This is a genomic window from Algoriphagus sp. (assembly GCF_030694375.1).
Taxonomy (GTDB): domain Bacteria; phylum Bacteroidota; class Bacteroidia; order Cytophagales; family Cyclobacteriaceae; genus Algoriphagus.
Window position 1 is genome coordinate 357,553 of the sequence record NZ_JAUXYL010000020.1, and the last position, 22,230, is coordinate 379,782.

25 protein-coding genes, 1 tRNA gene, 1 pseudogene and 1 riboswitch are annotated in these 22,230 nt (G+C 41.5%); of the genes and pseudogenes, 9 read left to right on the forward strand and 18 right to left on the reverse strand.

All coding sequences use genetic code 11. From position 1 onward, the window contains the following. Positions 1-54 precede the first annotated feature (54 nt). From Q8M62_RS06380 to Q8M62_RS06395, 4 genes are all read left to right on the forward strand, one after another. Complete coding sequence (locus Q8M62_RS06380; protein WP_304900841.1) at positions 55-1,035, forward strand: isoaspartyl peptidase/L-asparaginase family protein; 981 nt, start codon at positions 55-57, stop codon at positions 1,033-1,035. A 3-nt stretch (positions 1,036-1,038) separates the two neighbouring features. After that, positions 1,039-1,776: a copper homeostasis protein CutC gene (locus tag Q8M62_RS06385; protein ID WP_304900840.1), complete on the forward strand. Its 738-nt coding sequence runs from the start codon at positions 1,039-1,041 to the stop codon at positions 1,774-1,776. 6 nt (positions 1,777-1,782) lie between these two features. Further along, positions 1,783-3,318, forward strand: coding sequence for a VCBS repeat-containing protein (locus tag Q8M62_RS06390; RefSeq protein ID WP_304900839.1), 1,536 nt, complete (start codon positions 1,783-1,785; stop codon positions 3,316-3,318). A gap of 119 nt (positions 3,319-3,437) precedes the next feature. Continuing rightward, positions 3,438-3,896: a CBS domain-containing protein gene (locus tag Q8M62_RS06395; RefSeq protein ID WP_304900838.1), complete on the forward strand. Its 459-nt coding sequence runs from the start codon at positions 3,438-3,440 to the stop codon at positions 3,894-3,896. 76 nt (positions 3,897-3,972) lie between these two features. Here Q8M62_RS06395 and Q8M62_RS06400 read toward each other — a convergent pair whose 3' ends face one another. The 4 genes from Q8M62_RS06400 to Q8M62_RS06415 all read right to left on the reverse strand — a co-directional run bounded on the left by Q8M62_RS06400 (position 3,973) and on the right by Q8M62_RS06415 (position 7,741). Then, positions 3,973-5,139, reverse strand: a complete 1,167-nt coding sequence (locus Q8M62_RS06400) for a PLP-dependent aspartate aminotransferase family protein (protein WP_304900837.1) — start codon at positions 5,137-5,139, stop codon at positions 3,973-3,975. Positions 5,140-5,239: 100 nt separating this feature from the next. Continuing rightward, positions 5,240-5,343: riboswitch (SAM riboswitch) on the reverse strand. A gap of 61 nt (positions 5,344-5,404) precedes the next feature. After that, on the reverse strand, positions 5,405-5,965 hold the full coding sequence (pth, locus tag Q8M62_RS06405; RefSeq protein WP_304900836.1) for an aminoacyl-tRNA hydrolase: 561 nt from the start codon (positions 5,963-5,965) through the stop codon (positions 5,405-5,407). 250 nt (positions 5,966-6,215) lie between these two features. Further along, the gene (locus Q8M62_RS06410) at positions 6,216-6,788 is read right to left on the reverse strand and encodes a 50S ribosomal protein L25/general stress protein Ctc (protein ID WP_092729966.1); all 573 of its coding nucleotides are present in this window, start codon (positions 6,786-6,788) and stop codon (positions 6,216-6,218) included. Between the two features lie 26 nt (positions 6,789-6,814). Continuing rightward, positions 6,815-7,741, reverse strand: a complete 927-nt coding sequence (locus Q8M62_RS06415; protein ID WP_092729967.1) for a ribose-phosphate pyrophosphokinase — start codon at positions 7,739-7,741, stop codon at positions 6,815-6,817. Between the two features lie 262 nt (positions 7,742-8,003). On the opposite strand from Q8M62_RS06415, the gene Q8M62_RS06420 reads away from it, so the two are divergent. Continuing rightward, positions 8,004-10,721 (forward strand): M14 metallopeptidase family protein, encoded by a 2,718-nt coding sequence (locus tag Q8M62_RS06420; RefSeq protein ID WP_304900835.1) that lies wholly within the window; start codon positions 8,004-8,006, stop codon positions 10,719-10,721. 69 nt (positions 10,722-10,790) lie between these two features. Here Q8M62_RS06420 and Q8M62_RS06425 read toward each other — a convergent pair. After that, a pseudogene (locus Q8M62_RS06425) lies at positions 10,791-11,360 on the reverse strand (dienelactone hydrolase family protein); the annotation flags it as partial. Positions 11,361-11,393: 33 nt separating this feature from the next. Next, positions 11,394-11,657 (reverse strand): hypothetical protein, encoded by a 264-nt coding sequence (locus Q8M62_RS06430; protein ID WP_304900834.1) that lies wholly within the window; start codon positions 11,655-11,657, stop codon positions 11,394-11,396. A gap of 87 nt (positions 11,658-11,744) precedes the next feature. Here Q8M62_RS06430 and Q8M62_RS06435 point away from each other — a divergent pair, with 87 nt between their 5' ends. Beyond that, positions 11,745-12,506 carry an EcsC family protein gene (locus Q8M62_RS06435; RefSeq protein ID WP_304900833.1) on the forward strand — a complete coding sequence of 254 codons (762 nt, stop codon included), beginning with the start codon at positions 11,745-11,747 and terminating at the stop codon, positions 12,504-12,506. Positions 12,507-12,536: 30 nt separating this feature from the next. On the opposite strand, the gene Q8M62_RS06440 is transcribed toward Q8M62_RS06435, so the two are convergent. Beyond that, a tRNA-Gln gene (locus Q8M62_RS06440) sits at positions 12,537-12,609 on the reverse strand. Positions 12,610-12,930: 321 nt separating this feature from the next. Between Q8M62_RS06440 and Q8M62_RS06445 the strand changes: the two genes are divergently transcribed. Further along, complete coding sequence (locus Q8M62_RS06445) at positions 12,931-13,173, forward strand: hypothetical protein (RefSeq protein ID WP_304900832.1); 243 nt, start codon at positions 12,931-12,933, stop codon at positions 13,171-13,173. A 50-nt stretch (positions 13,174-13,223) separates the two neighbouring features. Here Q8M62_RS06445 and rplI read toward each other — a convergent pair whose 3' ends face one another. The 4 genes from rplI to Q8M62_RS06465 all read right to left on the reverse strand — a co-directional run bounded on the left by rplI (position 13,224) and on the right by Q8M62_RS06465 (position 15,400). After that, positions 13,224-13,667, reverse strand: coding sequence for a 50S ribosomal protein L9 (rplI, locus tag Q8M62_RS06450; RefSeq protein ID WP_092729972.1), 444 nt, complete (start codon positions 13,665-13,667; stop codon positions 13,224-13,226). A 39-nt stretch (positions 13,668-13,706) separates the two neighbouring features. Further along, positions 13,707-13,958, reverse strand: a complete 252-nt coding sequence (gene rpsR / locus Q8M62_RS06455; RefSeq protein WP_092729973.1) for a 30S ribosomal protein S18 — start codon at positions 13,956-13,958, stop codon at positions 13,707-13,709. Beyond that, complete coding sequence (gene rpsF / locus Q8M62_RS06460) at positions 13,958-14,326, reverse strand: 30S ribosomal protein S6 (protein ID WP_092729974.1); 369 nt, start codon at positions 14,324-14,326, stop codon at positions 13,958-13,960. Before rpsF ends, rpsR begins: the two co-directional genes overlap by 1 nt. A gap of 144 nt (positions 14,327-14,470) precedes the next feature. Then, positions 14,471-15,400 carry a hypothetical protein gene (locus Q8M62_RS06465; RefSeq protein ID WP_092729975.1) on the reverse strand — a complete coding sequence of 310 codons (930 nt, stop codon included), beginning with the start codon at positions 15,398-15,400 and terminating at the stop codon, positions 14,471-14,473. A 29-nt stretch (positions 15,401-15,429) separates the two neighbouring features. Between Q8M62_RS06465 and Q8M62_RS06470 the strand changes: the two genes are divergently transcribed. Then, positions 15,430-16,020: an SAM-dependent methyltransferase gene (locus Q8M62_RS06470; protein WP_304900831.1), complete on the forward strand. Its 591-nt coding sequence runs from the start codon at positions 15,430-15,432 to the stop codon at positions 16,018-16,020. On the opposite strand, the gene Q8M62_RS06475 is transcribed toward Q8M62_RS06470, so the two are convergent. Both Q8M62_RS06475 and apaG read right to left on the reverse strand, forming a co-directional pair. Continuing rightward, entirely contained in the window at positions 16,009-16,788 is a 780-nt protein-coding gene (locus tag Q8M62_RS06475) for an O-methyltransferase (RefSeq protein ID WP_304900830.1), read from the reverse strand. The genes Q8M62_RS06470 and Q8M62_RS06475 overlap by 12 nt on opposite strands. Before the next feature lies 1 nt (position 16,789). Then, entirely contained in the window at positions 16,790-17,176 is a 387-nt protein-coding gene (gene apaG / locus Q8M62_RS06480; protein ID WP_304900891.1) for a Co2+/Mg2+ efflux protein ApaG, read from the reverse strand. 57 nt (positions 17,177-17,233) lie between these two features. On the opposite strand from apaG, the gene ung reads away from it, so the two are divergent. Then, a complete protein-coding gene (ung, locus tag Q8M62_RS06485) occupies positions 17,234-17,896 on the forward strand; it encodes a uracil-DNA glycosylase (RefSeq protein ID WP_304900829.1) in 663 nt (220 codons plus the stop codon). Positions 17,897-17,925: 29 nt separating this feature from the next. Here ung and lepB read toward each other — a convergent pair whose 3' ends face one another. Genes lepB through Q8M62_RS06510 form a run of 5 tightly spaced genes read right to left on the reverse strand, consistent with a single transcriptional unit; the run spans position 17,926 to position 22,056 of the window. Further along, positions 17,926-19,002, reverse strand: a complete 1,077-nt coding sequence (gene lepB / locus Q8M62_RS06490) for a signal peptidase I (protein ID WP_304900828.1) — start codon at positions 19,000-19,002, stop codon at positions 17,926-17,928. Between the two features lie 15 nt (positions 19,003-19,017). Then, the gene (gene dapB / locus Q8M62_RS06495) at positions 19,018-19,740 is read right to left on the reverse strand and encodes a 4-hydroxy-tetrahydrodipicolinate reductase (protein ID WP_304900827.1); all 723 of its coding nucleotides are present in this window, start codon (positions 19,738-19,740) and stop codon (positions 19,018-19,020) included. Beyond that, the gene (locus Q8M62_RS06500) at positions 19,740-20,357 is read right to left on the reverse strand and encodes a DUF5683 domain-containing protein (RefSeq protein WP_304900826.1); all 618 of its coding nucleotides are present in this window, start codon (positions 20,355-20,357) and stop codon (positions 19,740-19,742) included. Before Q8M62_RS06500 ends, dapB begins: the two co-directional genes overlap by 1 nt. A gap of 2 nt (positions 20,358-20,359) precedes the next feature. Continuing rightward, positions 20,360-21,271, reverse strand: coding sequence for a ParB/RepB/Spo0J family partition protein (locus tag Q8M62_RS06505; RefSeq protein WP_304900825.1), 912 nt, complete (start codon positions 21,269-21,271; stop codon positions 20,360-20,362). 2 nt (positions 21,272-21,273) lie between these two features. After that, on the reverse strand, positions 21,274-22,056 hold the full coding sequence (locus Q8M62_RS06510; protein WP_092729982.1) for a ParA family protein: 783 nt from the start codon (positions 22,054-22,056) through the stop codon (positions 21,274-21,276). Between the last annotated feature and the right edge of the window lie 174 nt (positions 22,057-22,230).

Genomic DNA, 22,230 nt, shown 5'->3' on the forward strand with positions numbered 1-22,230 from the left:
GGAGGATTTGGGTCAAAATTGATAATTTCAATCTCAGTTTCTAAAATACTCTCAATGTCTCAAAGAAGAAAGTTTATCAAGCAATCTCTAGCAGGATCAGCATTATTTTTACCGGGTGCAGTTTCGGCTTTTTCATCATTTGATGAGCGAAATCCCAAGACTGGAGAAATACCACTGATTTTATCAACCTGGAATCATGGTGTCCCGGCTAACGCAGCCGCTTGGGCAAAACTCAAAGAAACAAATAGCATTCTTGACGCCGTCGAAGCCGGAGTTCGCGATACTGAACTAGACATGGACAATCTTTCAGTCGGCCTCCAAGGTTTGCCTGACCGAGAGGGAATCACAACACTGGATGCTTCCATTATGACGGGAGACGGAGGGTGTGGATCGGTGGCTTTTGTACGACAGATCAAGCATCCGATATCCTTGGCTAGGGCTGTGATGGAAAAAACACCACATGTCATGCTCGCTGGCGAGGGTGCTCGACAGTTTGCGATCGCTCAAGGCTTTCCCCTCGAGGAAGAAGTCCTCAGCCCTAAAGCACAGATTGAATACGACAAGTGGAAAGTGACCAGTCAATACAAACCCATCATCAACATCGAGAATCATGATACCATCGGGATGATTGGAATCGGTTCCAATGGAATGCTTGCAGGTAGCTGTACCACAAGCGGACTGGCGTATAAAATGCACGGAAGGGTAGGAGATAGTCCGATCATTGGAGCGGGTCTATATGTAGATGATGAAGTGGGTGCAGCTACAGCCACAGGTTTGGGCGAGACTATTATCCGGATTTGCGGGAGTTTTTTGATCGTGGAGTTGATGCGTCAGGGAAGGTCTCCTCAGGAAGCATGCGAAGAAGCGGTCAGACGATTGGTCACCAAGAGCAAGAATATTCAAGACATTCAAGCTGGATTTTTAGCTATTAACAAAGATGGCGAAACAGGAGCTTTTGCAGTGCATCCTGGTTTTAATTTTGCCAAAGCCACTGCTTCCGGCAATTTGTTGATTGATTCAAAAAGCCACTTTTAAGCCATGGACAGAATATTACTGGAAGCTCCCGTTTTCAATCTGCAAGGGGCGTTAGAAGCTGCTCAATTCGGGATAGATCGATTAGAACTTTGCGCCAACTTTCCCGAAGGGGGAGAAACACCAAGTGTTGGAATGCTTCGCTTTCTAAAAAGTGAAGTAGACATCCCCATTTTTGTCATGATCAGACCTAGAGGAGGGGATTTTGTGTACTCTCAAAAAGAACTAATCGTCATGAAACAGGATATTAAACTGATGACTGAATTTGGGGCAGATGGATTTGTTTTTGGATTACTTGACGAAAAGGGATTGGTAAATGAGGCCGCTTGCGAGATGTTGCTAAGAGCAGCTGGAGACAAGCCTTGTACTTTTCATCGTGCTTTTGATGCTTCTGCTGACTTGGAAGATTCTCTTAAAAAGATTATTGAACTCGGATTCCAGCGGATTTTGACTTCAGGAGGAAAAAACACCCTGAACGAGGGTCTTCCCGTGATTTTAGAACTTTTGGAAAAAGCGAAAGATCAAATCATCATTATGCCAGGTGGAGGTACCAAACCCGAACATGTACCGATGCTAAACAAGAGCGGATTATTGAAGGAAGTCCATGCTTCGTGCAAAGTGGCCAAACCCTCCCCTAATGAATTTGTTAATAAAGGGTTGTTATTTTCATCCATGCCCATAGATTTTACGCAGCATTTTGGAGTTGATCCGGAGCTTGTCAATGAGTTTAAATCAGTTTTATAAGTAAAAATGCGAAAGTTCCTCTGGGTTGTTGGGTTGATATGTTGGAGTTGTGGGCCGATTTCAGAGCGAAAGCAGCCGCCTCCAAGTTTACAGCAGTTATCACAATCTGATTTAAACTTGACCGGCGAGCAATTGGCAAATGGATACTGTGCAGCATGTCACATCAAACCCGAACCGAATATTCTGGACAAAGTCACTTGGGAGACCAAAGTCTTGCCTGACATGCGTAAGCGCATGGGTTTGTACCTGGAAGAGGATTTTGGGACGGCACTTCCCGAGGATGAGGGCGTACCTGAAGGGATCTATTCCAAATCGCAGCTGATCACTCGGGAAAACTGGAATAAGCTTTTGGCTTATTATGTAGAAAATGCCCCTGAAAACCCACTTCCTCAAGCAGAAAAACTTATTCCCAAAAAGGGAATCCCAGGTTTTGAGTTGGAAATTCCCGAGTTTCCTTTTGTTAGGCCGAGTCTAACTACTATGGTTCGGGTCAATCCTGAGACAGGGAATCTCTGGCTAGGCCATCGGTTCCGATCACTTTTTGTCTTGGATCCTAAAAATGGATTTAGCCAACTGGATTCAATCCCAACTCCAGTTGCGCCGGTTGAGATTGTTTGGAGATCGGAGAATACTTTCGATCTACTTTCCATGGGTTTGATGGACCCAGCAAATGATTCGATTGGATCCTTAGATCGATATTCTAGGACTTCAAATACGTGGCAAGCCACCACTGTTTGGAACCAATTAATGCGGCCTGTTCATGTGGAATTTTCAGATTTTAATGGAGATGGAAAAGAAGATCAAGTAATTTCTCATTTTGGTAATCACCTAGGTAAGCTTAGTCTATACTTATCCGGCCTAAGTGGTTTTGAAGAGAAAATTTTAAAAAAAGATCCTGGAGCTAGAAGAACCATTGCTGTTGATTTTGACCGAGATGGTGACATGGATATTTTGGCCGTGATGACTCAAGCAAAGGAGTCAATTGTTCTTTTTGAAAATCAGGGTTCTGGTGTATTTAGAGAAAGGGTGTTGTTAGGCTTTCAACCCGCATTTGGATCGAGTGATTTTCGCTATGAGGATATGAATGGGGACGGTTTTCCGGACCTAATTTTAGTCAATGGAAACAATGCCGATCAATCCCAGATTTTGAAAAATTACCATGGGGTAAGGATTTTTGAGAATGACGGGAAAGGAAAATTTACTGAAAAATGGTTCTATCCCATGCAAGGTGCAAGCGGATTGGAGATAGGGGATTTTGATAAGGATGGAGATTTGGACTTATTCGTGATCTCATTCTTTCCAAACAGGAACGAAGTACCGAAGCAAGATTTGATTTATTTCAGTCAGGGGAAAAATGGAAATTTTGAGCCTTTCATTCTGGAAAATACCCCGAATTTTAATTGGCTCACCATCACTCAGGGCGATCTGGATGGAGATGGAGATCAGGATGTGGTAGTAGGAACTTTTGCTTTTGATGAATTATATAAGGCCCCAACTGCCAATTGGAGTCCTTTTATTATTCTACGGAATACAAGGAAATAATCAATTGTTTTTTAGATTTCAACAGGTATAAAAGTCTGTCTTTTGAATTAAGCTCCTTTTTAAATTTCTTCTTTCCGTATTAATCAGTATCTTATTGATCTTCCTTAAATCAATAAGCTATGGTAAAAAGTTTTCAAGGGGTACGCGAGGTCGAGCCCAAGGCCCCAATTCAGCAGATTTTGGTCAAAGATCACATGAGTACCAACTTGGTGACTTTTCGTGAGGAGGATACAATAGATCAGGTATTGGATGGGCTGGCGAAACGAAAAATCTCCGGGGCTCCTGTTTTGGATGAATCGGGTGCTCTAGTAGGAATAATTTCTGAGGTAGATTGCCTTGCCGAAATCATTAAAGGGAAATACAGCAATACGGTTAGATTTCCTGCGAAAGTTAAAGAGCACATGAGTACAGACGTGATTACGCTGGATCCGGAGATGTCGCTTTTTGATGCTGCTCAAAAATTCCTTCAACTTAAAATCCGTCGATTTCCAGTTCTAAAAGATGGTCATCTCGTCGGACAGCTAAGTTTGAGTGATGTTATCCGTGCATTCCCCAAACTCAAACATACAACTTGGTAAAACCAAAAGGCCTCAAATTTTGAGGCCTTTTGGTTTTAAAGAGATCTTTTTTTAAATCTTATCAGAAATCAGACTCTTACTTCGACTTTTCAATAGCTCGCTCCACATCTTTTATTACATCTTCGTAATGCTCCAAACCCACAGAAAGTCTAATCAACCCATCCGCAATACCCACTTGTGCTCTTTCCTCAGCGGAAAGTTTGCTGTGAGTAGTGGAAGCTGGGTGTGTGATTATGCTACGGCTATCGCCTAAGTTGGCCGTGACTGAAATCATCTGAAGTTGATCAATAAAGCGCTGCGCTCGAGCTACCCCGCCTTTAAGCGTTAGTGTGATGATTCCCCCGCCAGCTTTCATTTGCTTTACAGCAAGATTGTGCTGTGGGTGAGATTTTAGAAATGGGTATTTAACGGCTTCCAATTCTAAATTTCCTTCGAAATACTCAGCTACTTTCAGCGCATTTTCGCAGTGGCGATCCATGCGGACGGCTAGCGTTTCCATGCTTTTTGCCAAAATCCAAGCATTGAATGGTGATATCGATGGTCCGGTATGCCTTGCAAAAAACTGCACCTCTTTCATCAATTCTTTCGAACCAAGAATCAATCCTCCCAATACACGGCCTTGTCCATCAATATATTTGGTAGCGCTGTGCGTGACAATGTGTGCCCCCCATTTTGTAGGCTGCTGGAGATAGGGTGTAGCAAAGCAATTGTCCACCACGAGGATTAAATTGTGTGTCGCAGCAAATTTCCCTGCCCACTCTAAGTCGATGATTTCCAAACCGGGATTGGATGGCGTCTCGATGAAAAGCATTTTGGTATTCGGGCGGACTAGTTTTTCCCAATTTAGATAATCTGAAATATCTCCATAGGTAGAACTGATCCCCCATTTAGGAAATACCCGAGTTAAAAGTTGGTGGGTAGAACCGAACAAAGATCTGGAAGCCAAGATGTGATCACCCTGCTGTAGCAACGAGGCGATACTTCCAAACATTGCAGCCATTCCGGATGCGGTTGCAATTCCATCTTCCGTCCCCTCTGCCGCACAGACTTTTTCGATCAAATCTGAGGAATTGGGATTTGCGTAGCGGGAGTAGATATTTCCTGGAATTTCATCCGCAAACATGGCTCGGGCTTCCTCCGCTGAATCAAATGTGAAACTTGAAGTCAGGTAAATAGGGGAGGAATGCTCCTTTTGGTTGGAACGCTGCTGGATTCTGATCGAATCGGTTTCGAAATGGGACATGTTAGGATCGGTTTGAATACTGATAAAACTTCTCGGGACTGAAAAAGAATTTTCCCAAAGACAGAATTCGAACCAGAATTGAGGCAGTAGTGATTACGCCAATTTATAGTTCCCGCTGAGGGTAGGAATTGGCACCTTTCACCGATTTTGGGATGGTTGCCAGAGGGTCATCGAGCCTATTCTCTCGCCTCTTCTTTATAAATCAGTCTCCTGATGAGTTGCAAAGAAAAAGGGAGATTTGGTCATATCCAAATTCATCTTGAAATCAATCGTTGAATTGAGTCATTGTCTGTGCTATCCCGATGGTGCAAAAGCCAAAAATCATATCAATCGCTTTGTCCATCATGATCGGTAACTCATCGAATTCTTTCTGGGTGAATCTTCCCAATACATAATCCACTTGTCTTCCTTTTGGGAAATCATCACCGATCCCCATTCGAAGTCTGGGATAGTCTTGTCCTCCAGTCAACTCCTCAATGTTCTTGAGTCCATTGTGTCCTGCAGCACTTCCTTTGACTCGCATTCTGAGTTTGCCAAAAGGAATGGCGACATCATCTACAATTACGAGCACGTTCTCCTTGGTGATTCCCAATTCCTTCATCCAATAATTTACAGCTTTCCCACTTAAGTTCATGTAGGTGGTTGGCTTGATCAGATGAAGGGTTCTTCCTTTGTATTTGATTTCCGTTTTGAATGCTAATCGATCACTTTTCCAACTTGCCCCTTCTTTGTCGGCAAGTCTGTCTACAGTCAAGAATCCAATGTTGTGTCGGGTTAGTTCGTATTCGGGGCCAATGTTCCCTAATCCCACGATCAGGTATTTCATCCGTCTATAATTTGTTTTTAAGTGGTCAAATAGCTTGTCCCGAAACTGCCTGACCGGCAGATAGGCTTGTTTCGGGAGAATCTCACCTTACTAAATTTAAAATCGTGTGTAACGATTTAGTCAAGCTTGATTTAATTTTAATCGAATATAGACCTGTCAGGTTTTCAAAACCTGACAGGTCTAGTAATTTTTGAAAATAAAAAATCCTGCCCAGTAATGAGCAGGATTTAATGGCTTTGGAAGATTTTGATTATTCTCCTTTTTTACCTCTAAGTGCTCTTGGAATTCCAACAGTCACGATAGAAACATTTGGAGAAGTAAGAATTTCAAAACCTTGCGCTTTCAATTCACTTACTTTAAATGATTTTCCCAAATCCAAGTCAGAAATATCAACAGTAATGAAGTCAGGGAAGTTACTTGCCAATCCTTTTACCTTTAATTTTCTTGTCTTGAATTCCAGTTTACCACCTTTAGCGATACCTGGTGAGCTACCTGTTACTTTCACAGGAATTTCGAATTTGATGGCTTTTTCTTCTGTGTAAGCCATGAAGTCAGCGTGTAATAAAACCTCACTTACCGGGTGATATTGAGCTTCTTTCAATACTGCTTTCACGATCATACCTTCGATATTCAATTCTACCAAGTGAACTTCAGGCGTGTATATCAAATCACGGAAAAGGATAGCTGGAGAGTAAAAATGAACTTGTTCAGGAATACCTGGTCCATAAACTACGCAGGGAACATTGCCTGAATCTCTGATTTCGTTCAAAGTGGCACTGTCGAGATTTGCTCTTTTAAACCCTATAATCTCAAGTGTTTTCATAAGTATTTGTATTTTAAATTGGTTTTTTAAATAAATAGGGAACTGATGGAGGTATTACCGGTCACTGCATGAATTGCTTTTGCAAACAAGTCTGCAACAGTCAGTACCCGGATCTTAGAAGAATGCTGCTTCATGGTGATCGTGTCGGTGATGACTAGCTCCTCCAATACGGAATTTTCGATGTTCTCATAAGCATTTCCCGAAAGTACACCATGTGTTACGATGGCTCTGACCGAAGTTGCTCCTTTCTCTTTGATTATTTGTGCGGCCTTGCAAAGTGTGCCTGCTGTATCGACCAAATCATCTACAAGAATTACATCTTTTCCCTCTACGTCACCGATTACCTGCATTGAGGCGATCTCGTTGGCCCTTTTTCTATGCTTATCACAGACGACCATTTCTACTTCAAAATGCTTTGCAAAAGATCTGGCTCTTGCCACACCTCCTACATCAGGCGCTGCGAAAATCATATCCGGAAGCCTAAGCGTGCTCAAATAGGGTGCAAAAATAGCTGATCCATTTAAATGATCCAAGGGGATATCGAAAAAACCCTGAATTTGTCCAGCATGTAGGTCGCAAGCCATTATTCGGTCAGCTCCTGCGGATGTCAACATATTGGCAATTAACTTGGCAGCAATGGAGACTCTGGGGCGGTCTTTTCTGTCCTGACGGGCATAGCCAAAGTAAGGAATCACAGCACAGACTTTGTACGCACTGGCACGCTTGGCCGCATCTATCATTAGGCAAAGTTCCAAAATGTTGTCACTCGGAGGGTTGGTGCTTTGAATGATAAATACTGTGCAACCTCTGATCGACTCATTGAAACTCGGCGACATCTCTCCGTCACTGAATTTTGACATCGTTAAGTCGCCGATCTTTTTGCCATAATTTTTGGCGATTCGTTCTGCCAAATGAAGACTGCTGGTGCCTGCAAATATTTTAACCTCGGACATGGTGGATTTTTTTGGAGGTAATGGGTTGGAAAAGTGTCTATGGCAAAAGTAAGGATTTTTGACGGACAGGCTAAAGTCAAGTCATTTCATACTCACATTTATTTAAAAGTTGATCCCGAATTTTGAATCGGAGGAGATTTCTTGCAGTGATTTTTTACTGACTGTACCGATCCTGTAATATTTTCTTCGAAAGCTGTTTTTCATTACCCGATTAGCGGCTTAAGGTTTATTTTTACTCTTTGCTGGAATTAACCCCGACCTTATGAAAAAATATTTAATTCTAATTCTCTTTTTAGGGACACTGCCTTTTTTTGTGCATTCCCAAGTTGTCCCCACCCCCAAATCCCACTTTGGATTTGATATCGGAGATGAATACATGCTGGCCAATTTTAGCCAAACAGAGTCCTATTTCAAGAAAGTCGATGAAGCGAGTGACCGTGTGAAGCTTGTGGAAATCGGAAAAACCGAATTTGGAAGGTCTCAGCCTATGCTGATCATCACTGCACCGCAAAATTTTCCTCAAATCGAGCGCTACAAAGAAATTTCAAGAAAACTGGGACGTGCCGAAATCTCCGAGGCAGAAGCGAAAGCGCTTGTTAAGGAGGGTAAGCCTGTAGTTTGGATTGATGGTGGTCTTCATGCTAATGAAGTGGTCGGTGCGCAACAGTTAATCGAAACGCTTTATAGACTTGCTTCAGGAAATGATGAAGAGACGCTAAAAATCCTCGACGAGGTAATTATTCTGTTGGTGCACGTCAATCCCGATGGAATGGAAATCATGTCTGACTGGTATATGAGAAATCAGGATAAGAGCAAACGAGCGCAGAATATTCCGGTTCTCTATCAAAAATATGTCGGGCATGATAATAACCGGGATTTTTACATGAACAACATGTCTGAATCCACCAATATCTCACTTCAACAATATGTAGAATGGCTTCCTCAAATCATTTATAATCATCACCAGGCAGGACCTGCCGGAACTGTTGTTGCCGGGCCTCCTTACAGGGATCCGTTTAACCACGTGTTTGATCCACTAATTATCACCAGTCTTGATGCGGTGGGTGCTGCCATGATCAACAGATTGCACGTGGAAGATAAGCCGGGATATACTCGATTAGACGGTTCTGTTTTTTCCACTTGGTGGAACGGTGGATTGAGAACAACCCCTTACTATCATAATATGATAGGCATTTTGACCGAAATTGTGGGCAGCCCGTCCCCTTATTCGATTCCTTTGGTTCCCGATCGTTTGATCCCAAATAACGGCACTCCTTATCCCGTTTCCCCGGGTCCCTGGCCTTTCAGAAGATCTATTGATTATTCTGTTTCCCTCAATTATGCAATTCTTAATCATGCTGTCCGACATGGTGACGAATTGTTGTATAACTTCTACCTGATGGGTAGGAAGTCCATCGAGCGTGGAAATACCGATACTTGGACCCGCTATCCCAAAAATGCCCAGGCAATTCAGAAAGCATTTGATTCCGCGCAAAAGAAGAAAGAAGCAGAAGATGAGGAGGAAGCTTATTTTGGATACCGATCCGGTTTGCCGATTCAGTTTTATGATTCAGTGTACAAAGATCCATCAAAAAGAGACCCCAGGGGTTATATCCTTTCCGCAGATCAGCCAGACTTTTCCACAGCGATTAAGTTTCTGAATGCCCTGATCAAATCAGGTATTTTGGTACATAAAGCCACGGCAGATTTTACTGTGAATGGAAAGCCTTATCCGAAAGGATCTTATATTGTCAAAACAGCCCAAGCATTCCGTCCTCACGTGTTGGACATGTTTGAGCCCCAGGATCACCCAAATGATTTTCTCTATCCGGGAGGACCTCCAATCAGACCATACGATGCAGCTGGTTGGACACTGGCTTATCAAATGGGAGTAAAGGTAGATCGGATTATGGAAGGATTTGATGGTCCATTTGAGCCAATTGCTTATGGACAATTGCTTGCTCCCGAATCCTCGACACTTGTAGCAGCTCCGGGATATTTGCTTGATGCGCGGGTAAACGATTCATATCTGGCAGTCAATGACCTCCTCAAATCAAAAGTAAAAGTTTACCGTACCTCAGCTGAAATCAACGGATTACCTGCAGGTTCTTTTTATGTTCCGGCTTCTGGAAAAAATGCATTGCAAGCCGCTGCTAAATCCTATGGAATCAAACCTGTGGAGGGAAAGGGATTGCCAACCGGAGCCAAAGAAGTCAAACCTTCCCGGATCGGACTTTATGATTACTATGGTGGCTCGATGCCGTCCGGTTGGGTGAGGTGGATGATGGAGCAGTTTCATTTTGATTTCCGGCAGATATTTCCACAGGAAATTGATGGAGGAGATCTCAATGCCAAATACGATGTGATTCTATTTATAGGACCCGGAATGCCCGGAGAAAGTGGAGGCTACGGTAGTGGAGCCCAACCTAAAAAAGAGGATGTCCCAGCCGAGTTTCATCACATGATCGGAAGATTGTCATTGGATAAATCCATTCCTCAGCTTAAGTCGTTTTTGGAGAAAGGTGGACAGATTATCACAGTGGGTGCAGCGACTTCATTGGCTTACCATTTGGATTTGCCAGTTACCAATGCCTTGGTGGAAATAGCAGGAGGAAAGGAAAAATCCTTAACTGGCGACAAATACTACATCCCCGGCAGTGTATTGGAGATGCATGTGGACAATTCCTCACCGGCAAATTTTGGAATGGGTGACAAGGCCAATGTGCTTTTCAACAACAGTCCAGTCTTCAAACTAGCTCCTGGCGCAGCTTTGCAGGGAGTAAAGCCGCTGGCATGGTTTGGAACCGAAGAACCTCTTAAAAGTGGATGGGCTTGGGGTCAGCAATACTTGAAAAATGGAGTTACCGCTTTTGAAGCTCAAGTTGGAAAGGGAAAGTTGTATGCTTACGGTCCGGAGATCACTTTTAGGGCTCAATCTCACGGGACGTTTAAAATGCTTTTCAATGGACTTTATAAATAACTAAAAATTAATAAAAATGAAAAAAGCTGCCCAATCAGGCAGCTTTTTCATTTTTGTGCTATAATTTCTTTAAACCCCAAATTTCTCTTTCAAATAGCCGATTGCCATTCCATAGGCTTCTTTGCTTGCCTCGGTATCAAATCTGGGGTTGCTTGGATTTGCAAAACCATGAACGGCAGGGAAGATTTTGTAGGTTAATTTCTTTCCGGCAGTCTCCATATTGGCAGCGAATTCCCTGATGACAGTTTCTGAGATATATTCTTCAGTGGCAAAAAGACCCAAAACATCCGAGTTCAACGTCTTTAATTTTTCCACATCCCGTACAGGCATGCCGTAATACATGACTGAACCCAAATTCTGCTGACCATTGAGCAAGGCAGACTTGAGGGACCAGCTACCGCCAAAGCACCAGCCCACATTTGCGATTTGTGCAGTTGCCCCGGCCATTTCACGTGCGCCGATTACAATGGATTCCAGTCTTTCTTCTTTTACCCCCTGTATCAATTTACCGGCTTCTTGAGGATTGGCAGTTACTTTGCCATCATACATGTCGATTGCAAGTACATTGACCTTTCCTCCAAGATCATCATAAAATACCTCTGCCTGTTGTTTGATGTTGTCATTTAGACCCCACCACTCCTGATAGACGAAAAGCCATTTATCTGAAGAGCTCTAAGCTTTGATGAAATAACCGTTTGCTTTCATGCCATCTTCCGTAGGAAAACTGACCATTTCCCCTTTGACCTCAAATTCAAATGGAATTGGTGATGGATGAAATGAAGCAAAACCCGGTGCGTTGACAAACTGAGCCATGTCATCGGACGGAGAATGGCAAATACTGATGCCTTCAAATGGATCTGAGTGAGAGCTTTGTTCTTTGGGAAAGAAATAAAGTGCGCCTAAGATCAGGATTAAAGATAAAAAGGGCTTGATCATGGGTTTTTGCTTTGTTAAGGATTGATTAATATGTTGGGAAAACTCCCTAAGCTAAATTAAGTTTTATTTCTCCAAAAAGTGAATGATATGGATTCTTACCAGCATTATGTGGATGCCGAACTCGGTTTGTGGCTCTATGAAATGAAAAAGCCTCCGGGCCTGTTTAGTCGATTGACTCATGGGGTGCAGGGAAAAATCAATCGTGTCATTCCGGAGAAGGTTCATAGAGTGATCACGACAGCCATTGAAAATATGGTCAAAGCTGTCATCACAGGATCTTCGTGGATCGTCCCCAAATCAGATCCAATGCTGCTGCTTAAGGATTCTGAAATGAGAGTACGCGAGCGGATCAAATGGTACAGGAATACTGCTTCCGCCGAAGGTGCGTTAACTGGCGCAGGAGGGATTTTACTTGGTTTTGCAGATTTCCCTGCTTTTTTGACCATCAAGATGAAGATGCTTTTTGATATCGCGGCCCTTTATGGAGCCAATACAAAGGATTATCATGAACGGCTCTTTTTGCTTTACATTTTTCAATTGAGCTTTTCTGACCAAAAGCGAAGAAATGAGCTTATTGGGTTGCTTGAAAATTGGGATAGCTTCAAAAGTGATTTACCAAAAGAAATTGGAGACTTCGATTGGAGGACATTCCAGCTTGACTACCGCGATTATATTGACCTGGCCAAACTGGCACAGCTGATTCCGATCATCGGGGCAGGAGTAGGGGCAATTGCTAATTATAGGCTGACTGAGCACTTGGGAAGATTCGCTATGAATGCCTATCGGCTTAGGATCTTGAAATGTAATCAGGTAGCAGTTGAAACTGAAAAGCGGAACAATCCTGAATAAAAAAAGCTTTCCGAATATCGGAAAGCTTTGTTGGCCGACCAGGGCTCGAACCTGGACTCTTCTGAACCAAAATCAGACGTGTTGCCAGTTACACCATCAGCCAATTCAATTTTAGAGAAACGTTCGTTTTTCTTAAAGTGTCACAAAGGTAGATTCTTGCCTCATTTTTTCCAAATGGCTTTCCAAAGAATTTTAGCATAAGAGCGTAATTTACTTGCATTCAGGCATAAAAATTATTTCAATTGTCACCCTATTCAATAATTGTGTTTCAGTCGTGGAAGAGTTGGTTAGGGGAAAATTAATATTGACGAAATCGATTGAATTTTGTCTTTTTATTAATTTTCAGGCAGTTGGGTTGTTCGAATGAGAATATTTGTATTGTTTTGTTTCAGATTTGAAAACTAAACTAAAAATACAACGCACTATGAAGGCTGAAAAAATGGAAAAATTGGTGGCTGAAGTCATCGAAAAGTTAGGGAAATTGAAGCACGCAGATTTGGCTGCTGATCTCAGCTGGTGCTGGGTAAGTTTCCAAAATGACCAAAATCCTGATGGCGTAATTGAGAAGTCTTCTCAGGCATTAGCTGCTTTCAAGGAAGCCCGTGAAAAAAACGTGAAGGCCGTGGCCAAGAAACTGATCGACGATCTGGAAAAAGCATTAGCATAAAACAAAAAAAGCTCGCCGGAAGGCGAGCTTTCTGTTTGTTTGAGAAGAATTTATTCTCCTGATACGATAAACTTCACTTTAGTTTTCACTTCTCTGTGAAGGTCAATATCTGCTGAAAATTCTCCAGCACCATCTACAGGCACTCCAATGGAGATTTTCTTTCGATCAATTTCGAAACCTTGAGTTGCCAAGGCATCAGAAATCTGTAGCGTAGTTACTTTACCGAAGATTTTGCCTGAATCACCGATCTTAGCTTTGATTTCCAAAGTAGTCTCTGCAAGTTTCGCCGCAATGTTTTCAGCTTCAGTTTTGATTTTCTCTGCTTTATGAGCAGCCTGCTTGATATTTTCAGCAAGAATCTTTCGATTAGAACCTGTGGCCAATACTGCGAATCCCTGAGGAATCAGGTAGTTTCTTCCGTAACCAGGTTTTACTGCCACAAGGTCATTTTTGTAGCCTAGACCTTTTATGTCTGTTTTTAGAATGATATCCATTTGTAATGATCTTTTGTGATTGAACGATACAAGACCGAATTATTTCAAACCATCGGTTACGAATGGCAACAAAGCTAAATGTCTTGCTTTTTTGATAGCCTGAGCTACCTTTCTCTGATACTTCGCAGAGTTACCGGTAAGTCTTCTTGGAAGAATTTTACCTTGCTCGTTTACGAATTTTAATAGGAAGTTAGGATCCTTGTAGTCGATATATTTAATACCGTGCTTTTTGAATCGGCAATACTTCTTCCTGATTTCGCCTCTGTTGATTGGTTCGTTTACTAGTGTCATTAGGCTTGCTCCTCCTTAACTTCTACTTTTTTATTAAATTCTCCTTTTCTTCTTCTGTCAGCATAAACAATTGAATGTTTGTCTAACACAGTAGTCAAGAATCTCATTACTTTCTCATCACGTCTAAGCTCGATTTCGAACTTGCGGATGATAGTAGGAACAGCCTTGAACTCAACCATCACGTAAAACCCGGTTGTCTTTTTTTCAATGGTATAAGCCATTTTCTTAAGACCCCAGTTCTCCACATTGATAACATCTGCCCCCTCTTCTTTTAACAAGCTTACAAACTTGTCGACGGTATCCTTCATCTGAATGTCAGACAAAACGGGAGTTAAAATGAATACCGTCTCATAATTTCTTTGGAACATTTTTTTAATGTGTTTAAGGAATTTGAATAAACAGACCGCAAAAGTAGAGTAATTGACGTTCTATTCCAAATCTAAATCCAGAATTGAACCGGGTATAAAACAGAAAAGCCTCCGATTAAGGAGGCTTTTCGTTAGAAGATCAAATTATTTCACGCTGAATGTCTTAGAACCCACTTGGTAGTTGTCTACAAAAATCTTTACCTGATGGTTTCCAGAAGTGTAATCCGAGCCTTTTTCATAATAGAAAGTCAATTCCTGCTCTGAATTGTTGAAAATAATATCCTGCTTGACGGTGTAAAACTGCTCTACGCCATTGATCATAAAAGTGCCAGATCCTTTAGCCACGTCAAATATAGGCTGTGAATTTGCATCCAAGACCTGCACATAAACATTTCTTGGGCCCTTTTCAGCCACTTTGTTGTCAGCTAAATTGAAGCTCACTTTCAGGCGTTCGATCTGTCGATTTTTAAAATCTTTGGTCGTTTCCACGCGCTCTTTTCCGCGCGAGTTTACAGCTGCAATATTAATGTTTTCAGCCTTAAGCATTGAGGCCACGTCTACTTTTGCCTGAAGATCTTGTTTTTGCATATTCAACTGAACAACTTCTTCCTCGATCTCTGCTTGAGTTGTTTTCAAATCCTGATTTTCTGCAAAAAGCTGCTGATTTGCGGCCCTCAACTCCAATATCTCCTGATCTTTTTGTGCGATCAGACCATTCAGATTTGTAATCTTGCCATTGAGCGCTGCGATTTCGGAAGTACTTCGCTGTCGAGTTGAATTCCTTTCTGCAATTAATTGATCTCTTACCGCCTCAAGGGCTTGAACATCCCCTCCAAGCTTTTCTATTTCCTGAATTCTGAGGTTAAGTTGAAAGGTGACAGAATCCAATCTATTGTTTAGTTCATTATTCTCAGTGGAAAGCAGAAGTATTTCTTCAGTTTTTTTAGTGCGATCCACATAGTCAAAATAAAGTTTTACACCACTGATGATGACTAACAAAACCAGAACTATGATAATGATGTTTTTATTCTGGTCTTTGTTTTGGCTTGGTTCTTTTTCGAAATTCGAACTCATGATTTATACTTAGTTTAGATGCTTTTGATATGCAAAATTTAAATGAGAATTTTTGGTCATCCAGATATCTGACTGGAACTACCGGATGGGATATCGGCTCACCTTCACCTCCTCTTTATCAATATCTTTGCCAAATTGATACTAAAACTCTTGCTGTCCTCGTTCCCGGTGCAGGCAATGCTTATGAAATAGCAGCAGCATGGAATCTAGGCTTTAAAAACATCCACTTATTGGACATTTCTTTATTTCCAATTAAGAATTTTTTAGATATTAATCCTTCGTTTCCAACTGGACAAACACACCACCAGGATTTTTTTGAACATCAAGGCAGGTATGATTTAATCCTTGAGCAGACCTTTTTCTGTGCCCTTGACCCTGAATTAAGGCCGCTTTACGCTAAAAAAATGCATGAATTGCTTAAGCCCGGAGGAAGGCTCGTCGGAGTTTTATTTGATAAAGAGTTTGATAAAACAGGCCCTCCTTTTGGGGGTAAAAAAGAAGAATACCGAGGCTATTTTGAGCCTTATTTTACTTTCGAAAAGTTTGAGCCATGTTATAATTCTATTCCGGAAAGAATGGGAACTGAGCTTTTTATCAATTTTAAAAAATCAGAGAGCTAGAATTAAATCAGTTTTTTTACTAGGAAAATCAAAAAATATAATTCCACACTCAAAGAAGTCCAGGGATAATTTTACTTCAGGATAAGACTTGATTTCCTCCCAGGCTTGCTCCATCTCCTCAGACCAATGAATATCACCTATTGCGTAAATTGATTTAGAATGGGCTTTTGAAAGTAAGGTTTTGAATGATGAAATTGTCCCTTCGTAGGTATGGTTGGCGTCAATCAAGGCGAAATCAACTGCTGAAATTGTGCTTAGCAACAAGGGTAATCTCTCTTTTATCGATCCTAATATGAATTTCGTGTTTGACGGGATTGGTTCGCGTCGAGCTACAGTTTGAATCTCTGGAGAACCCTCGAATGTGTAAAGCTTTCCTTTGGTTTGCCTATCAAGATATCGAGTGGAAATACCAACACAAGTTCCTAATTCAATCACATTTTCTGCAGGTGTCAAGCCGCAAAAAAATGCATAAACTTGTGCGAATTTGACTCCACTGGTAGAATATCGAGTGATTTCAGCAACTTTGCGATTGGCTTGAGGGACTTTTTTTGAACCTGCACCCAGGTCAACAACCTTTATAATTGATTTGTCTTTCAGAAGGCTCTGTCTAAACTGCTCTATTTCCAGATACCCTCCTTCATTCTCCTTTAAAAATTGAATCAATCTGGAATAAACCTTGAATACAAAAGGAGACTGTTGACTGTAACGATCCTCTTTTTTTAACCAATAAATCAGATAAGCCTTGATGGAGAAAAATATTTTTCTCAAATCAATTATGGAAAATATTGGCAATCATCTGAAATTCCGGAACAATCACTTCTACCAGTTTTCCATCAAAAAGTTTTTCCATAGTATAAGAACCCTTCATTTTACCTAATCCTGATTTCAAGTTACATCCCGAAACATAATTATGTGAATCTCCTGGTTCAAGTATAGGTTGTTGGCCAACAACACCATTTCCCTCTACGATTTTAGATTCTTCAGCAGCATCGAATATTTCCCATTTTCTTTTCAAAAGCTGATAGGTATGTTGGCTTTTATTTTCAATCGTTACCTTGTAGGTAAAAACATAATGATGCTGGTGAGGGCTGGAAAATTCCGCTTGATACGTGACTTCCACACTGACCTTTATTCCTTCAGTAACTGCTATGACCATGGGATAATGCATTGAAATATTTTGAAGTTACAATTTATGCTGAATTAATCTAATAAAATGCAAGTGAAAATTGAAGATAGTTGGAAAAACGCGTTAAGTGAAGTATTTCATCAAGACTTTTTTTCCTGTTTGGTATCTTTTGTAAGGGACGAATATCAGTCGCATCAGGTTTTCCCTCCTGGTAAAGAAATCTTTAAAGCATTTGAACTTTGTCCAATTTCGAAAGTAAAAGTAGTGATTTTAGGTCAGGATCCGTATCATGGTCCCGGTCAAGCTCATGGACTTTCTTTTTCGGTAAAACCCGGAATTCCCTTTCCTCCAAGTCTATTGAATATTTTAAAGGAAATAAAAGCAGATATTGGACTGGATATGCCCCCTAATGGAGATCTGACAAGATGGGCAAACCAAGGTGTCTTCCTTTTGAATGCAACCCTTACGGTACGTGCAAATCAGGCCGGTTCTCATCAAAAGCAAGGATGGGAGATTTTTACCGACGAAGTGATTAAATCTATAAGTTCTCAAAGAGAAAATGTAGTCTTTATGCTTTGGGGCGCCTATGCTCAAAAAAAAGCGGAATTAATTGACGCTGAAAAACATCTCATCCTGAAAGCACCTCATCCAAGTCCACTTTCTGCACATCGTGGATTTTTAGGTTGCCGGCATTTTTCCAAAGCGAATGACTACTTGATTGAAAAGCAGCTAAAACCTATCAATTGGTAAAAAAAAAATCCCCGATCGGGGATTTTCAGTTATTCAATGCTTTTAAAGAATCGGCTCCAGCGGATTTTGTTAAACATGGACTCGTATTTGTCGAGTGATAACCAAAGAAACCAGGCCTTGCCTACTACGTGGTCTTCAGGAACAAATCCCCAAAATCTGGAATCCAATGAATCATGGCGATTGTCGCCCATCATAAAATAATAATTCTGTTTGAACGTATAATTGTCCACCTTTTGTCCATCGATAAAAAGTGCGCCTTCCCGGATTTCCACGTTTTTATGGCTTTCGTAATTTTCTATGGTAAATCCATAACGCAGCACGTTGTCAGGAGTCATTTCGACGGACCAATCTTTAGCTGGAATCTTTATAGGTCCATAATTATCTCTGTTCCATCCGTAATTTGAGTCTTGTGGGAAAATCAAGGAGTCATTTACTCCCGCGCTTTCTATTCGCTTGGTGATAGAAACTACGACAGGTGAAGTTCGAAGTCTTTCCATCATTTGATCTGTCCCAAAAACCATGTAGCCCGCCCCGTTGGTAAAGGACAGGAAACTCTCCTGATTGATATCATAATCAGCAAAGAAATCTACCGTCAAAGGCCTGTTAGCGATCAAATCGTAGGAATATTGCATTTCCTCCGGTTTGGGGGCTACGGCTCCATTCACTATTAATTCTCCCTGCTTAACTTCTATAATATCCCCAGAGATGCCTACTGCCCGCTTGATATAGTTGGTTTTTAGATCACTTGGATATTGAAATTCAATAGGAAAATTAAAGACTACCACATCGTTTCTTTCAATATCACTGAAACCCGGAAGCCGTAAATAAGGTATCTGGATAGCGTCAGAATAGGATTGGATTTCGGTTCCCCATATTTTTTGGTGAGTTAAAGGCACCTGAAGCGGAGTCTTGGGGATTCGCGTTCCATAATGCATTTTACTTACAAAAAGGAAATCACCTACCAGAAGTGATTTTTCCATAGAAGCTGTGGGGATAGTAAAAGGCTCGAGTAAAAGCCAACGGATTAAGCTGGCGGCTACAACGGCAAAAACCAACGCATCCAGCCATTCCCTGGTTGCTGATTTTTTGATTTTAGATTGACTCATGTGCTAATGTTAGGTTCAGAAAGATAGAAAATCATCCATAGAAAGTACTCCTTTTTTGCCTAGAATCCACTCAGCCACCAAAATTGCGCCAAGGGCAAAGCCCAGTCTGCTGTGAGCAGTATGGCTGATTTCAATTTGGTCAATTTCAGAGCTATAGCGAATAATATGGGTTCCCGGAGCAGGGTCAATGCGCTTTGCTGTAATCGGCAGCGAATGTTCACTTTCGGGCGATTGTCCGTTCAGATGCCAACTATTTAAATTGTTCACATTTCGGATAATACCCTCTGCAAGAGTTATAGCTGTTCCCGATGGGGCATCCTTTTTTTCGGTATGATGAATTTCTTCCAGAGATGCCTGATAGCCACTTGTTTCATTCATCAGCTTTGCCAGAAACTCATTGACTTTGAAAAAAATATTGACTCCGATGCTATAATTGGATGCATAAAAAAACGCACCATTATGTTTGGCAGTTAAGATTTCGATTTCCGATTTTCTGTCAAGCCAGCCCGTGGTACCAGACACCACAGGAATTCCACGTGTCATCGCCCAGCTGATATTTTCAACTGCCGCCTCAGGTTGACTGAACTCGATGGCTACATCAATTTTTGAAGGATCAAGCGAATTGAGTTCGTCCCGATTGTCTATGTTTATTTTGCCGGAAATACGATGGCCGCGGGTTTCAGCGATTTCACTGATGATTTTCCCCATTTTACCATATCCGAGAATTAAAATGTTCATTATTTGAATTGAAATTTCAGAGTTAAGCCCAGCGAATTGCCAGAAGCTGCGAAAGTACCCACATTTGGTTCAATTTTCATGGAAATGTCATCGGAAATATCGAATCCTGACAAGTGTGCATCCACATTGGCATCGATCAAATTTAGTGCGTAGATGGCAGCCAAGAGCAGAATTGTCATATCCCTATTTTGCCGCCAATAGTCAACGTTTCTCACCAATGCTTCCCGATTGAGGGAAGGAAACTGGCTTTTATCCCCCTCATCGAATGCAAATAGTGCTGTTCTAAATGTTTGGTAGCGCTTATTATTGAAGCCTATAAAATAAATGTCTGTCATGAAGCCAGCATAGATCAGGGGTACTTTCCAAGCCTTGTTATTATATACTTGGCCTGCCCCAGGCAAAATTGCAGAGAGCAGTGTTGCTTTTCTTGGGTTTTTAGGTAGGGTCGAAAAAACGGGTTTATCTTCCTTCCCCTTTCGTTGGTCATCAGTGACTTTGACCTCTGATTGATTTTGGGAAAAAGAGGGGACAGAAATAAAAAATGCCAAAAGCAAAATCCCCAGGGAAATCCATGGGGTTTTGTTTTTTGATCCGGTATGGAAAAGGAAATGGGTCAATTTTAGATGATTTCTAGAATTTCCAGAATTCTGTTGAGGTCACTTGCCGAATTGAAAGGTATTTTAATTTCTCCCCGGTTTTTCTCATCCGTTTTCAAGGCTACCTTAGTTCCGAAATGAGAAGCCAAACGTTGCTGGATTTTGTTCATTTCGTATTTACGAACCGGATCCAGACTCTTTGTGTCTTTTTCTTTCTCTTCTTTACTTGCATTGAGTGCTTTGACAAGCGCTTCAACGCTTCGCACACTCAGTTCTTCTTCGACTGCTTTCTTGAAAATAGCCAGTTGCTTGTCCACATCTTCGATGTTGATCAATGCTCGGGCATGCCCCATGGAGAGTTGTTGATCGCGAATTGCTGCCTGAATGGTAGGGGGGAGTTTTAAAAGTCTTAGGTAATTGTTTACAGTCGTCCTGTTTTTCCCAACCCGATCACCGAGTTCTTCTTGCTTAAGGCTGCACTCTACCAATAATCTTTGGTATGAATTTGCAATTTCCAGGGCATTCAGGTTTTCTCGCTGAATGTTTTCGATCAGCGCCATCTCCAGCATTTGTTGGTCATTTGCTGTCCTGACGTAGGCTGGTATTTGAGTTAAGCCTGCGATTTTAGAGGCCTGAAATCTTCGCTCTCCAGAGATCAGTTGGTACTCATTTGGAGCAAGTTTTCTAACAGTAATTGGTTGAATTATCCCCTGAACCAAAATGGAATCTGCAAGTTCCTGAAGTGCCGCTTTATCAAAATGGACTCTTGGCTGGTAAGGATTGACTTGAATCTCCTCAAGAGGGATTTCAAAAATCCCTGTTTTAGCGATTTCAGGAAGAATTTCGTTTGTTTTATGCTTGGCAGGGCTGTCTTCCAACAGTGCTCCCAGACCTCTTCCTAATGCGTTTTTTCGATTGGGCTTGTTTTCTGACATAATTAATCAGCCACTTGTTGGTGGCCATTTTTTTTAGCGATTTCTCCTGCCAGATTCAAGTAAGCAATCGATCCTTTTCCATCTGCGTCAAAGGATATTACCGGTAAACCAAAGCTTGGTGATTCAGAAAGACGAACGTTTCGTGGAATAATTGTGTCAAAAACCATGTTTTTGAAATGGAATCTCACTTCCTCCACCACTTGGTTTGAAAGTCGAAGGCGAACGTCATACATGGTAAGTAGAATACCCTCAATTTCCAAGTCAGGATTAAGCCGAGTTTGAATGATTTTGATGGTATTGAGCAATTTACCCAGTCCTTCCAATGCAAAGTATTCGCACTGAACTGGTATGATGATGGAATTGGCGGCTGTCAGTGCATTGATAGTGATCAATCCCAACGAAGGTGAGCAATCAATGATGATAAAGTCATAAAGCTCCCGAAGCGATGAAATCACCTCTTTCATCTTTTCCTCTCTGTTTTCCAAATTGATCATTTCCACTTCGGCACCAACTAAGTCGATATGAGATGGGACCAGGTCAAGATTGTCAAGCGATGTCTTGCGAATAATTTCTTTGACATTGACCCCATCCACCATGCATTCGTAAATGCTGGCTTCTATTGATTTGGGGTCGTGACCCAATCCGGAGGTGGTATTGGCTTGGGGATCAGCATCGATGACCAGGGTCTTAAACTCCAAGACAGCCAAGCTGGCTGCAAGGTTCATTGCAGTGGTGGTTTTTCCCACTCCGCCTTTTTGATTGGCTATAGCAATTATTTTTCCCATGGTTAAGTTAGAGGGTATTTTGATTCAATATTAATCAAATTAAGGTCGTTTCCTGTTGAAGATTTTGCTTTTTTGGAGAGAAATCCTTGTGAAATTAGGTTAAATCATTCATTTTCAACCAAGACTGAGATTTTGAGTTTTTCAACCATATGGACCCATGCATTAAAAAAGGAG